Source organism: Aerococcus sp. UMB1112A, from assembly GCF_030230715.1.
Classification (GTDB): Bacteria; Bacillota; Bacilli; order Lactobacillales; family Aerococcaceae; genus Aerococcus.
On sequence record NZ_JASPDS010000006.1, the window covers coordinates 100,339 to 115,041 of the forward strand.

The window sequence follows — 14,703 nt, forward strand, 5'->3', positions numbered from 1 at the left end:
TTTCTCCAGTTGACAGTCCCTTAAATCTCCATTAAACTATTAATCGTAACGATTACGATTTAAATAAAAGAAAGAGGGATTTTGTGAAACGAGAATTATTGACGGTGAGCTTGTTGAGTGTCTTGGCCTTGGGGGCTTGTCAGACTTCGGAAGTGCCGGCTAAGCGATCGGCAGTTTCTTTTAATCAGACTGAGCAGGCAGCTAGCCATGATCATTCAGACCATAGCCATGAGGGCCACGATCATGATCACGAAGGTCACGACCATGAATTCGAAGTGACCAAGGAGACCCTGGTCGGCAAGGAGGGAGAAGACTACCTAGTGGCGCACGGTGACCACTACCATAAAGTTCCTGCCGACAAGCTGACTGAAGAGGAGCGGAAGGACTTTGATGCCTATTTAGCCGCTAACCCCAATCTCAAGGCCGATCACGAGAAGGCGCTCCAGGTCCAAGCGGGCTATTTTGATGATGCGGATGTGGCTGACCGGACCCTGGCAGATTGGCAGGGCGATTGGCAGTCGGTGGCCCCCTATTTAGAAGACGGCACTTTGGACCCTGTTATGGAATTGAAGGCGGTCAAGTCCGAGGGCGAGAAGTCGGCGGAAGATTACAAGGCCTATTATCAGAAGGGCTACCAGACCGACCTCAAGGGGATCAAGATTGAGGGCGACCAGATCACTTTTATTAAGAAGGATGGGTCGACCGCAACCGGGACCTACCGGGCAGAAGGGTCTAAAATCTTGGATTATGAGAAGGGTAACCGCGGCGTCCGGCCGCTCTTTACTAAGGTCTCCGGGGATGATGACGCGTATAACTATGTCCAATTCTCCGACCACCACGTTGCGCCGAGTGAAGGGGTCAACCACTTCCATATCTTCGTCGGCAATGACTCCCACGAAGCCCTCTTTGAAGAAATGGACAATTGGCCAACCTTCTACCCTAAGGCATGGACCGGCGACCAGATTCTCGAAGACCAACTCCACCATTAGGAGGGGGGTAAAACCAGCTACGGCTGGTTTTTTCTTTTTTGGGGGATTGATGAATGGTGGGGAACTAGCGAATGAGGCTCTTGTTAGCGAGTTGGCATTCACGAACTGGCGAATGGACCTCCTATTAGCAAGTTGGCACCCAAGAACTTGCTAACCAGCCCCTGGAAGGCAAGTTGCCCAATACCCCCTCAAATCTAATAAGCCTCCTCGTGTGTTAATGAACGGGGAGGCTAATTTTATTAAATTTAGTATCTTTCACAACTGATCCCCACAATCGATCACTCCTGTTCTCTTTTTGAGACTTCCGGCCTGGCGAAATATTTGCTATAGTAGCCTCTACAGAAGGGAAAGGTGATCGTATGAAGCGATTTGGGAAAATTTTTCTAGCATTTTTAGCGCTCTTAGTCTTGGGGGCTTGCGGCAAACAAGAGGAGGCGTCGTCAAAGAACCAGGCAGCTAAGGAAAAGGTGCGTGTGGCGGTGGTCGGTTCGAGCGAGAAGGAGATCTGGGAGTTCGTGGCAGACAAGGCTAAGGCAGAAGGGATCGACCTGGAAGTGACAGAATTAACGGACTACAACCAGCCCAACCAGGCCCTGGCCAATGGCGATGTCGATCTCAACGCCTTCCAGCACTATGCCTTCCTCAAGCAGTGGAATGAGGACCACAAGGAGGACTTGACACCGATTGGGCTGACCTTCATCACGCCCCTCTATATCTTCTCGGACAAGGTGGATGATCTCAAGGATCTTCCAGAAGGCGGCCAGGTCTTGATTCCCCAGGAGACCTCCATCCAGGGTCGGGCGCTCTTAGCCCTACAGACAGCGGGTGTGCTCAAGCTCCGCGATGGTGGGTCAACCCTCTCCCAGGTCAGTGATGTGGTTGAGAATCCTAAGAATATTGAGCTGGTAGAGGTAGAATCTGCCCAGGCGCCCCGTCTGGTCAAGGACGTGGACGCGGCGGTTGTGAACGGGTCCTTCGCTGAGGACGCAGGCATGAAGATTGAGGACAATATCTTCACCGATGCCGACCACCTGGATCAAATTCCTAACGACCGCTATAACTTGATCGTAGCCCGCAAGGAAGACCAGGATAACCCTACGCTTCAGAAAATTGTCCAACTCTACCAGTCCCAAGACGTGGCCGACAAGATGAATGAAGTCAGTCCCGGCCAGTATTATCCGGTTTGGGGGCAAAAGGTAGACTTCATCCCATAAATTTACATAAGATTTACAGGTTTTTAACATGATATCAATAAAGCTTAGCTATAATGTAATTGTCTGTTGGGAAACAGACATGCATAAATTTTCCTTTAAAAGCAATCGAAGCATATACTCATTCGGTAGGCTCAATGTCAGAGCCTTGCTTTCACGCTCCCCACAAGCAAGAAGGCAGATTGCGACATGTCGAGGCCAGCTGTTCAGCTGGTCTTTTTATTGTTCTCTTTAGCCTTTGTGAGTAAAATGGGCTGGATTTGCCTTCAGCGGTTCTGAGAGCAAATAGAAGGTGTGGATTTGCCTTCAGTAGGCCTGAGAGCAGATAGAAGGTGTGGATTTGCCTTCAGTCGGCCTGAGAGCAAATAGCGTTTGTGAATTTGCGCTCGGACGTCTTGTATGCAACTGTCGAATTTCAATTTGCATTCGGAAACTTTGAGCGCAAATAGGAAGATGCTGACTTGCTCCAGTCATCCGAGTCTAATCGCCATGTCTCGCACCCTCCTAGTTGGGTTCGAGGATGCAGAAAGGACTCCTCTTCGCAAAAATCTGTCGAAGGCCTTCAGCCTTCTCTAGTTTTTTGCTCCAGAAGGTCCCTTTCTCTCGCATCCTCTCACACCCTCCTAGTCGGGTTCGCAAAGGCAGAAAGGGCGTGACTTCAGCAAATGGGAACGATCGGTTTAACCCGATCTTATCCCTTTTGCCTCCAGTCATCCCTTTCTGAACGCCTTTGCTCACACCTTCATGTTTGCGTATTTGTTTTTTTCGTGCCAGACTGGGGACAGAATCCAAATAAAGGAGTGGTAAGTATGTTACAAGGACGAAGTTTTTTACGGGTGAGTGATTTTAGTCAAGCGGAATTGCGCAATTTGGTGGATTTTGCTTTGCATCTTAAGGATCTCAAGGCGCGGGGGATTCCTCATCCTTATCTGGAGGGGCAGAACTTGGCCCTGGTTTTCAACAAGGCTTCGACGCGGACGCGGGCGGCTTTTACGGTAGCAGCTAGCGACTTGGGAGCGAATTTGGAGTATTTTTCCACGGCAGATATGCAGTTGGGGACTAAGGAATCAGTTGCGGATACGGCTCGGGTTCTTGGTCGGATTTTTGACGGGATTGGTTTTCGCGGGGCGGCTCAGGAAGATGTGGATATCCTGGCTGCTGAAGCGGGGGTGCCGGTGTGGAATGCTTTGACGGACTTGGCCCATCCCATGCAGATGGTGGGCGACTACATGACCCTCAAGGAGGCTTGCGGCGACTTGGCCGGGCTCAAGCTGGTCTATGTGGGGGACGGGCGCAACAATGTAGCCAATTCCCTGCTCTTGGCGGGCCTGATCCTAGGGGTTGAAGTGGTCATCGCCGCCCCCGAATCCCTCCAGCCTAATGCCCAAGTCCGCGAGCTAGCGGACCGCTTATCTGAGACTTACGGGACGCCCTACCAGCTGACAGAAGACCTCCACACTGCTGTTAAAGGAGCGGACGCCATCTATACCGATGTCTGGGTCTCCATGGGGGAAGAAGACCAGCTGGAAGAGCGCATCAACTTACTCCAACCCTACCAAGTCAACGCTCAAGTCATGGCTGAAACAGGCAAGGACACCATCTTCATGCACTGCCTCCCTGCCTACCACAACGGCGAGAGTGAAAAAGGCCGCGCCCTGGTCGCTAAATACGGTGAAGCTGCCTTTGAAGTCACGGACGAGGTCTTCCAATCCGAGGCCGGCTGGCACTTCCAACAAGCTGAAAACCGTCTCCACTCGACCAAGGCTATTCTGGCCGCGACTAATGGGCATTTGTTTGTGCCGGGGGTTTAGGATTTACTTGATCGATTAATTCTATATACAATGAAAGACTAGCACTGCCAGCTAGTCTTTTTTGCCTGATCAAATTTTTGATTTATGAGGCTTATATTATATTAATAGCCCATCGCGACTGATCGCTTGTCTATATCGCTTGGGATAAATAAGGCTGCTATAGAGGGATTTCTTAGTTTATTCCTTGCCCGACTGTGCTTCTAACAGATAATGGTCGAATTTGACAATTATTTTTGAAAAATATATATTATCTAAAACACTATATAAAAATAAGTGGTATAAAAAGATTGGAGTGATCAGATGCAAAAGAGTGTGAAGCGATCCCAGACCTATCTTGGCCTGGCACTAGTTATTGTATTACTGGTATTTGGTTATTACTTGAGTGGACTAAAGGCGATTCTTCCCTTGCAGTTACTGGCAGGGGTGTCCTTTGGCTATGCCTTGACCCGGTCCCGCTATGGTTTTGCGGGTGGGGTGAAGCGGCTCTATATGCGGGGCGAAGCTAGTCTATCTAAGGCCTTGTTGCTATTATTTGCCTTTACTTCAGTTGTCTTTGCAGGGATCCAATGGAAAGCAGCTAGTGAAGGTGCCTTGCCCGCCTTTGTTGAAGGGGCAGGTGACTTTATTATTCCAGGGACCCAGAACGTGGAGTTCGTCAATCTAGCAACTCTAGTCGGCGGTTTCCTCTTTGGCGTAGGCATGGTTATGGTTGGCTGCTGTGCTTCCGGTACCCTGTCTGACTTAGGAGAGGGCCGGGCTCGTGCCTTGATCTCTTTAATCTTCTTTGTCCTATCTGCTGCTCCTGGACAGGCGGCCCGGGCTGAATTTGACCGGACCGCCCTAGGACAGGTCGGCTTCCAATTACACCTGCCCCAGGTCTTTGGTTACTTTGGCGCCTTGGTCTTAACTTTGGCCTTGCTAGCTGGCCTCTGGTGGTGGGTGGTGAACTATGAGAAGAAGCGCAAGGAAGACAACACCTCCTTAGATCCATACGGCGACTGGGAGGAGATTGAGAAGCCGCTTGAGCCTTCGAAGACCTCGTCTCTCTTCTCCTATGAGACCTATCACAAGCTCTTTATTGAACGCTGGACCTTCTTCACGGGAACGGTCATCATTGCTTTGACCGCTATCTTTGTCCTAGTGACAACGGAATCGCCTTGGGGGGTAACGTCTCCCTTTGTCACTTGGGACGTGGCCTTCCTACAGAACCTAGGTGTTGAATTCTCAGAAGCTAATTTTGGCAGCTACCTCGAAAAAGTAGAGCGCGGACTCTTGCTTGATGGCCCCACCATCCGTAACATTGGCCTTTTTGCAGGAAGTTTTTTGGCCTTCTTGCTAGCCAACCGCTTCCGCATTCGGTCCGGTTTTTCCTTTAGAGATGGTATTTATTATGCAATTGGCGGGATCCTCTTAGGCTTTGGTTCTCGTCTGGCCCTGGGCTGCAACATCGGCGCCCTGTACTCAGCTATCGCTAGCTTCTCAATTTCGGGATGGTTCTTCTTGATTGCTGCTGTTGCCGGTGGTGTGGTCGGCCTCAAGATTTTCCAAGGTAAGATTAATATTATTCCGATTCCTATTCACTGTGAACGTGAACAATGAAAGGTGTGACTAAAGATGTCAAAAAATAATAAAATTGTCGTTGTTGGAGGGTGCGCCGGTGGGGCGTCAACTGCTGCCCGCATCCGTCGTCTCGATGAATTTGCGGATATTACCATATTTGAAAAGGGGCCCTATGTGTCTTACTCCAACTGTGGTCTGCCTTTCTATCTGAGTGGCCAGGTGGCATCGAGTGATGACTTGTTACTGATGACTCCAGAGAATTTTGCCCAGCAGTATAACATCCAAGCCAAGGTCAACCATGAAGTCATTGAGATTAACCGCCAAGAGAAAACCGTCCAGGTTGTTAACCATGAGACCGGAGAAGACTTCCAAGAAGCTTACGACTACTTAATTCTGGCCCCTGGAGCACATGCTGCTAGACCCCAAAGTATCCAAGGCGTTGATAGTGACCATGTCTTTACCGTTAAAACGGTTCCTGATGTCCGCAAACTGGCTGACTATCTGACGGACCATGACGTGAAGGATGTGGCTGTGGTGGGGGCAGGTTTTATTGGCCTTGAAGTTTTAGACAATCTCCACCAGCTGGATTTGCAGCTTTCTTTAATTGAAGATGCTGACCAAGTCTTAACGCCTATTGATGAAGACCTAGCTCAAATCCTCCATCGTTCGCTTTATGACCATGGGGTGAAACTTTACCTGGGACAAAGTGTCCAAGCTATTCAAGAGGATGCCGTTATTCTTGATTCTGGCGAAGCCATTAAGGCCCAGGCTGTGGTTTTAGCGGTAGGAATTACTCCTAACAGCGACTTAGCTAAGCAAGCTGGACTAGCGACCTCTTACCGCGGACACATTGTGACTAACCACCACTATCAGACCACTGATCCTAATATTTATGCAGTTGGAGATGCTATTGAAATTAATGACTACCTGACAGGCAAGGCAAGAAGCCTAGCTCTAGCTGGTCCTGCTCAGTGGCAGGCCCGGGCAGCGGCTGATCATATTTATGGCCGGCCTGTTCAGAACAAGGGGGTGCAAGGGTCACTCTCGATTAAGCTCTTGAACTATAATGTGGCTAGTACGGGCTACAATGAAAAATTCTTGCAGGCTGAAGGGATCCCTTATGACTTCGCCTACATTATCCCTAAAGACCGGGTAGGCCTCATGCCAGGTTCTAAGAATCTCTTCTTTAAAGTCTTATTCGCCAAGCCATCGGGACGGATTTTAGGTGCCCAGGCTATCAGTGAAGGGGACGCGGTTAAACGTATCGATGTAGTTGCCACAGCTATCCGTGCGGGCTATGACCTCGAAGACTTAAAGAATCTTGAGTTAACCTATTCACCTCACTATGGGACCGCTAAAGATCCCGTTAATCATGCGGCTTTAGTCGGTTTGAATATCTTGAATGGTGAATTCAAAAAGGTGCCAGTGACTGCTGTGCGTGGATTAGTCGAAGAGGGGGCTTTCATTATTGATGCACGTGAGGAGGATGAATATGAACAGAGTCACCTTAAGGGAGCTAAGAATATCCCGCTCAGTCAATTTAGACAACGTTTGGATGAAATCCCTAAAGACCAAGCTGTTTATGTTCACTGCCGGTCAAGCCAGCGCTCCTATAACATGGTGCGAGCTTTAGAGCAGCGGGGCTATCACAATATTTATAATATCGATGGTTCCTATCTAGGAATTTCAGAGTATGAGTATTACCGCGACCAGGTGACAGGCCGGGAGAGCATCCTCACAGACTATAATTTTGAATAAATAAATGCTGAGTAAGTTAGGAGATGGGAATGAAGAAGTTTAGTCAATTGAAGTGCCTAGCTTTTGTTTTCTGGCTGCTTATCTTAGTCGGCTGGCAGCTTGTTTTTACTGATAGCGGTGGCCAAGGTCTGAATATACCGTCCATTACAGAAATTTGGCAGTCCTTTCTGATGCTTTGTCATGAGGGGTATGCTGGAATCCCTTTATCTGCCCACTTAAGGGCGAGCTTTGTGCGCTTATTTTTGGCCTTGTTATCGGCTACGTTTTTAGCTTTGCCTCTTGGTATTTTGAGTGGTTTCAGTCCAGTGATACGTTATATTGTCCAGTCCCTGGTGAACTTTATTCGGCCCATTCCTCCCTTAGCCTATTATCCTTTGCTGATAATGCTAGTTGGGATCAGTGATGCCTCAAAAATTATCCTCTTATTTATTGCCGCTTTTGCTCCCCTCTATCTAGCGGTGGTTTCGGGGATTGAACAAGTGCGGTCGGATTATATTCTAAGCGCTGAATCGCTAGGAGCTTCGCCTTTGATGATCATGCGTAAGGTCATCTGGCCTAGTGTGCTTGCCAGTTTTATCGTAGGTCTGCGAACCGCTTTTGGCTTTGCCTATACGACTCTGGTTTCGGCGGAGATGACAGCTGCCGAATCAGGCCTAGGTTGGTTGGTCATTGATGCCTCCCGTTACTTGAAGACGGATGTCGTTTTTGTGGGGATTATTTTGATGGGCTTAACCGGATTAATTTTTGACCGCGTATTGGATTATATTGAAAAGCAACTTATATTTTGGAAAGGACAGGTTTAAGGGTGGCAAGAAAGAGACAATGGATAAAAGTTGCGATTGCGATTTTCATCGTCGTCGGCTTGCTGGTTAGCGGCCGGCACTATGGCTTATTTGATAAGGATTCAGACGCTCATAGCCATGAGGTGCGGATTGCTTACCTCCGAGTGCCTAATGATGAACTACTGGCGATGTCGCGGGGGACCTTGGAGGATAAGCTAGCCGAAATTGGGGTAAAGGCCAAATTTGTCGAGTTCGATTCAGGGGTTGAGGCGAATAAGGCCTTAGCTTCAGGGAGTATTGACTATGCTAGTATGGGGATTACTAACGCGGTCGTTGCCTTGGCCAATCAGATTCCGACTGAACTGATCTGGATCCATGAACTCCTCGGTGAGACGGAAGGTTTGGTGGTGAAAGATTCTATTAGTAGCTTATCAGATTTAGCTGGTCAAACGCTTGCAACCACCTTTGCTTCAACTTCACATTATAGTTTGGAGAAAGTGCTTGAAGAAGCCAATCTTAGCGATCAAGTGAAGCTTCTCGATATGAAATCAACAGATATTGCAGCCTCCTGGGCCAGTGGCGATATTATGGGAGCCTATACTTGGGAACCTAATCTTTCCCAACTTGTGAACCAGTCGGGCCATGTTCTATTAGATTCTAAGGACCTTCAGGAAGAAGGGATTGTGACAGCTAATGTGATGTTGGGACGGAAAGATTACCTAGCAGAACATCCCGAAGTGACCCAGGTCATTATCCAGTCCTTAGAAGAGACCCATCAGCTCTATGCCAGTCAGCCCGAAGAAGCTGCTAACATCTTGGGAGAGGAACTCGGTATGCCAGCAGATGAGGTACTCAAACAAATGAAGGGTTCTAAATGGCTAAGGGCAAAAGATCAAGTCCAGTCCGACTACCTGGGCTCATCTGAAGAAAAGGGTCAATTTGTCCCTGTTATCCAATCGATAGCTGACTTTTTAGCGAGCAACCGACAGTTATCGGATGTGCCGAGTCAAGAGGTCATTGAAAACTTTGTCAATCCAGCCTACATTGAAGCCTATTTAGAGAGGGAGGGACAGTGATGCCGCATCCTTTACTAACAATGGAAAATGTCTCCTATCGCTATGATGACCAATCAGATGAAGTACTTCGAGGCCTCAATTTTCAAATGCAGCCAGGAGAATTTGTCTGTGTCTTAGGGCCTTCAGGTGTAGGCAAGAGTACCTGGCTCAACTTGTTGGCCGGCTATGAGCAGGTGAGCTCAGGCAAATTGTCTTTCAAGGGAAAGGAGATTACTGGGCCTTCCTGGGAGCGAGGCGTGATCTTCCAGCGCCATACGCTCTATCCCTGGCTGACAGTAGGAGAGAATATTGCTTTTGGCTTGGAGGCAAGAAAAGATCGTCCTGAGCAAATCAAAGAACGGGTAGACTATCTCCTGGAAAATATCGGGTTATCGGACTACCAGGATTCTTATATTTTTAAGCTATCGGGCGGTATGCAGCAGCGAGTCCAGCTAGCTCGAAGTCTGGCTCCCCAGCCTGAGCTCATCTTAATGGATGAACCCTTTTCGGCCTTGGATGCTTTGACCCGACTAGATATGCAACGTTTTGTCAGAAAAACTTGGCAGCGAGAAGAGACCTCTATCTTCATGATTACCCATGACATTGATGAAGCCTTAACCCTGGCTACACGCTTGATAGTCATACCGGTGGGAGACTCCAGCCAGCTTGTAGAGTTTTCTCTCGATTATACCAAGTGTATTTTAGCTGGGCAGACGGCCAAGGAATATGTGGATAAAAACTATTTGACGATAAAAGACCAAATCTACCACTATCTAAGTGTGGAAGCCTAGTCTTTTAGAGATCCTGTGAGCCAATCGTGTTGAATTTGCGTTCGGCAAGTCTGAGCGTAAATAGTGAGTGTTGATTTGAGTTCAGCGGGTCTGGGTGCAAATAGGGAGTGTGGATTTGCGTTCGTTAGATCTGAGCGCAAATAGTGAGCCTCAACTTGTATTCAACCGCCTTGTATGGAAATCGTTAGTAGACTAAAGATACTTTCCCAAGCCCCCCTTGCCCTCTTCTCCAATCCATGTTACAATAATCATTGTCGAAAGACCTTATGGCGAGGATGGAGATGTGAACCGGGTCAGATCGGGAACGAAGCAGCCCTAAGCATTTTCCATCTTGTGCTGTAAGTTTTTTATTTTGGATATTAAAGGAGCCGGCCCGCTAAATCAGCGGCCGGCTTTTTCTATGGGGTGGATACCTAATAAAAGAGGCCCAATCACGATTAGAGCCTCTTTATTTAGGTTAATTTTTTATTATTTTGTTTATCAATGCTCACACGTCAAATGTTCCAGGGGCCGGGTCAGGTCGTCCAGATCCCGGTAGTAGCTAAGGATTATTCTTCCGTTAAAGACTTTGGGTCAATGCCGAGTGCCTTGGCCATGTCGTCGTTGACCTTAACCACAAGTTTTTCGGATTTTTGGACGGGCATTTCAGCTGGGGTCTTGCCGTTCTTCAGGATGTCGAGAGCCATCTCGCCCGTTTGTTTACCGAGTTCGTAGTAGTCCACGCCGTAAGCGCAGAGGGCGCCTTCTACACCGGCATCGAAGGCGGCAACTGAAGGAACTTTTTCTTCTTTGAGGACTTGGCCGATGGTTTGGATGGTGTTGGCGACGGTGTTGTCGGTTGGCAGGTAGATGCCGTCCACTTTCTTGGCCAGGGCCTTGGTGGCTTGTTGGATTTCGTTGGTCGTGGTGACGGTCATGCTTTCCACCTTGAGCCCCTTGGATTCGATATAGTCCTTGGCTTCCTTGTACTGCATCTCGGAGTTGACCTCGCTGGAGTTGTAGAGGATGCCGATGGTTTTGATAGAAGGGTCGGCCTTGAGCAGGAGGTCCACTACCTTGTCTGTTGGCGCGCCGTCGCTGGTTCCGGTCATATTCGCACCAGGTTTTTCGGCAGTGTCGACGAGTTTGGCGCTGACGGGATCAGTGACTGCGGTGAAGAGTTGGGGGGTCTTCTTGTCGGTATTCAGCATGGCTTGGGCAGCGGGTGTGGCGATGGAGAGGATGAGGTCGTTCTTGCCCGCTAATTGCTGGGTGATACTCTGCAGGTTGGACTGGTCGCCTTGGGCATTCTGGTAGTTGAGGGTCAAGTTCTTGCCTTCTTCATAGCCTGCTTCTTTGAGGGCGTCCGTGAAGCCTTCCCGGGCCCGGTCCAGTGATTCGTGTTCCATGAATTGGAGGACACCTACTGAGGCTTCTGCTGCTTTTGTGTCGCCAGCTGCTTGCCCGCAGGCGCCTAAAGTGAGCGCCAGGGCACCGAGACCTAATACTTTAGCTAATTGTTTGATTTTCATGATGAGATCCTCCTTATATTTTATCCTGTGGTCGACAAGTGACTAAACTTTCTTCCTTACAATAGAAAAAACCGCCTAAGATACTCTAAGGCGGCGGTAAAGCAAAAATATAGGCTCGGCCTCTTAGAATATCCAATCTATTCTATGGGGCCTAAGCATGGTAAAAATCTCTAGCCTCATAGATACAAACGCTTGGTCCGTGTTTGTACCCATGACTTGCATAGCTACAAACACTATCTAAAGAAGCTAAAGAAGAAAGTATTCGATTGAGCTGAGCATGTGCCCAGGCAGACAGTTGATTTCATTCTTAGCATGAGTCATGCTCCTTTCTCAAGTGATAATCCTATCATAGGACAAAAGTAAGAAGATGTCAACCGTATTCTTACGGAATTTTAATTTAATGTGGGGGAAATGATCTTATGGAGCTAGTGAACAGCTTGCCTCAGAAACAGACCTCTCGTTTGCGAGTCGGGCCCGGCCAACTTTCAAATGCCCCCTAAATTTGCGAGTAGGACCGAGCTCACCACCAACCAAGCCTATCGAGTGTGGGTTGATTCATATCTTTATCCCTTTAAGCTAGGAACCTCCATTCATTTCAGCCTTATTTTGTTAAAGAAAGTCTAAGATAGCTAAGTTTTTCTAGTATTTTATTTATTTTACAAATAGAATATAGGTAAACTAAACGCGAGATGTCATTCGCTTGGGCGTGGCTTTTGCATGTAAAGATAAGGAATGAGTATGATGGATTTTATTAGAGGGCACAAGCGCGTGCTTCAGATCTTTTTTTATGGCTTGATTTTTGTCCTTTTGGGCTATTTCATCCGCCACGAGCTCCAGGGGATTGACTGGCAACTTTTCCGCCAGTCCTTGGGGGAGAAGACCTTGTGGGTTCAGTTGGGTCTTCTTGTGACGGGGCTCTTGGGCTTTTCTGTCAATGGACTTTATGATTTGAATGCCACCCGGGACTATCCCTTGACGGCTCCGACCCTAGATATCCTAAAGATTGGTTGGATCAGTCAGGCTTTTAATGAATTCATTGATTTTGGCGGGCTGACAGGGGGGACCTTGCGGGCGAATTTCTATAAGAAGGCAGGACTGCCAGCGGAATCGGCCCTCCAATTGTCTGTGATGAATTGGGCGGCGAGTTTTCTAGGTTTGGTCTTTTTGATTTTTCTTGCCTTACCCCTAGCTTGGGGGAGGAATTTGGGCTGGCCCTTGGTCCTAGCCCTGATCTTCACCCTCTACCTGCCGGCCTTTCTTCTGGCTGACCGCCTGCCTTGGGTTCAGGGGCTCTTTGACCGTTTCCAGCTCCAACAGATTTCTTGGCGCAAAAAATGGGGCTATGTGGGCGTCTCCATCTTGGATTGGTCGGCTGCTCTGTCTTACTTCCTCTTTGTGATGGCGATCTTTAACCCTAATTTTGCCTGGACGGATGGTTTGTTGATTTATGTCTTCAGTATTGTGGTGGGCCTCTTCAGTTTCGTTCCAGGTGGGGTGGGGGCCTTTGATGTGACGGTCCTCCTGCTCATGCAGAAGGCGGGCTATGAAACGGCCAATGTCTTAGCTGCTCTGGTCGTTCTCAGGGTCTGCTACTATATTATTCCCTGGGCCCTGGCTTCGACTTATGTTTTGGGCCGCTGGTACAGGGAGAAGACGGAGGACTTCCACCTGACATTCTGGTCGGATGTCTTAGTCAAAGGTCTAGCGCTCGTTATGTTTATCGCTGGCGCCCTCCTCGTGTCGACGGCTTTGGCACCGGAACTCTTTGATCGTGTTCGCTTCCTCAACCACCTGGTGCCTCGGCTCTTTGAACAAGTCTCGGCCTTTATTACCTTAATCGTGGGGATTGTGACCCTCCTGCTCTCGCTCGGTATCAATGCCCGGGTCCGCCGGGTCTACCAGGCGGCGATGGGGCTCTTGCCCTTGGGCGCTGTCCTCTGCCTGGTTCGTGGCTTCTCTTACCGCGAGGCCCTGGTCGTGATGGCCATCTGGATCCTACTCTATGCCAACCGCCGGCAATTTATCCGGGCTAGCGTGCCCCTGACCCGGCGCAATATCGTTGTGGCTAGTCTCTTGACCCTCCTTGTTCTGGGGGTAACCAGCGTGGCCGTGGCCTGGCATATCCTCCGCCTCAAAGGAGAATTGGTGATTACCATCAACCTGGTCCACCTCATGTTGAGTGTTCTTATCGTTGTGGGGCTGGCTCTGCTCCTTCTCTTTAGCCAGTCCAAAAAACTCCGCTTCCAAAGACCGCAGCCAGAGGAGGTGGATGCCTACCTGGCCCTGGTCGACCAGTACGGGGGGACGGAATACAGCCACCTGGTCCGTCTCTATGATAAGCAGATTTTCTTTGGACCAGACCGAGAGGCCGCTTTACTCTATCGATCGGTAGGGCGGAACATGTTGGTGCTCGGCGACCCGGTTGGCCAAGCAGAGGCCTTTGATGGCTTACTCCAAGCTTTTGCCTCTTATGCCCATGATTCAGGGATGCAGCTCGCTTATTATGAGGTCAGTCCGCGTTACCTGGATAATTTTTGTAATATGGGTTATCTGACGGTTAAGATCGGCGAAGCAGCCATTATTCCCCTGGAAGATTTCACTTTTGAGGGCAAAAAGAACCGCAACCGCCGGCAGATCCGCAATGCCATGGAGAAGGCAGGGCTACGTTTTGAGGTCTTAAGTCCACCCCATGCACCGGCGACCTTGGCTGAATTAAAGGGAATTTCGGATGCTTGGTTGGAAGGTCGGAGTGAGATGGCCTATTCCTTGGGGGCCTTCCAGGAAGACTACCTGCAGACGAGTCCCATCTTCGTTTTGCGTTCGGATGAGCGGATCGAAGCCTTTGCTAATCTCATGCCTATCAGTTCTGAGAGCGTATCAATTGATTTAATGCGCTTCAGGGGGGATACTGTAGATAACGTCATGCAGATGCTCTTGCTACAGATTCTATCCTGGGCCAAGGCGGAAGGGTATCAGAGCTTCGACTTGGGGATGGCCCCGCTGGCGAATGTGGGCGACCAGACTTATTCCCGTTCGCGCGACCGGGTTATCCGACTAGTCTATGAGTACGGTAACCGGGTCTATGGCTTCAAGGGCTTGCGCGCCTATAAGGATAAGTTCCGCCCCCACTGGGAGAACCGCTACCTGATCTATGCCGAAGCTTCTGCCCTGCCTCAGATCCTCCTAGGCCTCTATGAAGCGGTCAACCATAGTTATAAGAAGAAGGAGAAATAAC

General features: G+C 49.2%; 10 protein-coding genes and 1 other RNA gene. 10 read left to right on the forward strand and 1 reads right to left on the reverse strand.

Translation table 11 applies throughout. The annotated features are described in order from the left end of the window. Positions 1–83: 83 nt before the first annotated feature. The 9 genes from QP860_RS05145 to ffs all read left to right on the forward strand — a co-directional run bounded on the left by QP860_RS05145 (position 84) and on the right by ffs (position 10,310). Positions 84–989 (forward strand): ZinT/AdcA family metal-binding protein, encoded by a 906-nt coding sequence (locus QP860_RS05145; protein WP_284912297.1) that lies wholly within the window; start codon positions 84–86, stop codon positions 987–989. Positions 990–1,348: 359 nt separating this feature from the next. Further along, positions 1,349–2,203, forward strand: coding sequence for a MetQ/NlpA family ABC transporter substrate-binding protein (locus QP860_RS05150; protein ID WP_070620735.1), 855 nt, complete (start codon positions 1,349–1,351; stop codon positions 2,201–2,203). A 797-nt stretch (positions 2,204–3,000) separates the two neighbouring features. Further along, the gene (argF, locus tag QP860_RS05155) at positions 3,001–4,011 is read left to right on the forward strand and encodes an ornithine carbamoyltransferase (protein ID WP_284912298.1); all 1,011 of its coding nucleotides are present in this window, start codon (positions 3,001–3,003) and stop codon (positions 4,009–4,011) included. Positions 4,012–4,311: 300 nt separating this feature from the next. Continuing rightward, on the forward strand, positions 4,312–5,610 hold the full coding sequence (locus QP860_RS05160; protein WP_070620741.1) for a YeeE/YedE family protein: 1,299 nt from the start codon (positions 4,312–4,314) through the stop codon (positions 5,608–5,610). A 15-nt stretch (positions 5,611–5,625) separates the two neighbouring features. Beyond that, positions 5,626–7,329, forward strand: coding sequence for an FAD-dependent oxidoreductase (locus tag QP860_RS05165; protein WP_284912299.1), 1,704 nt, complete (start codon positions 5,626–5,628; stop codon positions 7,327–7,329). A gap of 29 nt (positions 7,330–7,358) precedes the next feature. Then, positions 7,359–8,132 (forward strand): ABC transporter permease, encoded by a 774-nt coding sequence (locus QP860_RS05170; protein ID WP_070620748.1) that lies wholly within the window; start codon positions 7,359–7,361, stop codon positions 8,130–8,132. A gap of 2 nt (positions 8,133–8,134) precedes the next feature. Further along, on the forward strand, positions 8,135–9,187 hold the full coding sequence (locus QP860_RS05175; protein ID WP_070620751.1) for a taurine ABC transporter substrate-binding protein: 1,053 nt from the start codon (positions 8,135–8,137) through the stop codon (positions 9,185–9,187). Further along, on the forward strand, positions 9,187–9,957 hold the full coding sequence (locus QP860_RS05180) for an ABC transporter ATP-binding protein (RefSeq protein WP_070620754.1): 771 nt from the start codon (positions 9,187–9,189) through the stop codon (positions 9,955–9,957). Before QP860_RS05175 ends, QP860_RS05180 begins: the two co-directional genes overlap by 1 nt. Before the next feature lie 256 nt (positions 9,958–10,213). Then, positions 10,214–10,310: signal recognition particle sRNA small type (gene ffs, locus QP860_RS05185), an RNA gene on the forward strand. Positions 10,311–10,505: 195 nt separating this feature from the next. Here ffs and QP860_RS05190 read toward each other — a convergent pair. Further along, positions 10,506–11,468 carry an ABC transporter substrate-binding protein gene (locus QP860_RS05190; RefSeq protein ID WP_284912300.1) on the reverse strand — a complete coding sequence of 321 codons (963 nt, stop codon included), beginning with the start codon at positions 11,466–11,468 and terminating at the stop codon, positions 10,506–10,508. Between the two features lie 741 nt (positions 11,469–12,209). On the opposite strand from QP860_RS05190, the gene mprF reads away from it, so the two are divergent. Next, the gene (gene mprF, locus QP860_RS05195; RefSeq protein ID WP_284912301.1) at positions 12,210–14,702 is read left to right on the forward strand and encodes a bifunctional lysylphosphatidylglycerol flippase/synthetase MprF; all 2,493 of its coding nucleotides are present in this window, start codon (positions 12,210–12,212) and stop codon (positions 14,700–14,702) included. Position 14,703 lies beyond the last annotated feature (1 nt).

What these genes read in the sequence shown, in the direction of transcription:
- QP860_RS05150 (WP_070620735.1), top strand. Translation starts at nt 1,349, where the DNA reads ATGAAGCGATTTGGGAAAATTTTTCTAGCATTTTTAGCGCTCTTAGTC.
- QP860_RS05160 (WP_070620741.1), top strand. Translation starts at nt 4,312, where the DNA reads ATGCAAAAGAGTGTGAAGCGATCCCAGACCTATCTTGGCCTGGCACTA.
- QP860_RS05165 (WP_284912299.1), top strand. Translation starts at nt 5,626, where the DNA reads ATGTCAAAAAATAATAAAATTGTCGTTGTTGGAGGGTGCGCCGGTGGG.
- QP860_RS05170 (WP_070620748.1), top strand. Translation starts at nt 7,359, where the DNA reads ATGAAGAAGTTTAGTCAATTGAAGTGCCTAGCTTTTGTTTTCTGGCTG.
- QP860_RS05180 (WP_070620754.1), top strand. Translation starts at nt 9,187, where the DNA reads ATGCCGCATCCTTTACTAACAATGGAAAATGTCTCCTATCGCTATGAT.
- QP860_RS05190 (WP_284912300.1), bottom strand. Translation starts at nt 11,468, where the DNA reads ATGAAAATCAAACAATTAGCTAAAGTATTAGGTCTCGGTGCCCTGGCG.
- mprF (WP_284912301.1), top strand. Translation starts at nt 12,210, where the DNA reads ATGGATTTTATTAGAGGGCACAAGCGCGTGCTTCAGATCTTTTTTTAT.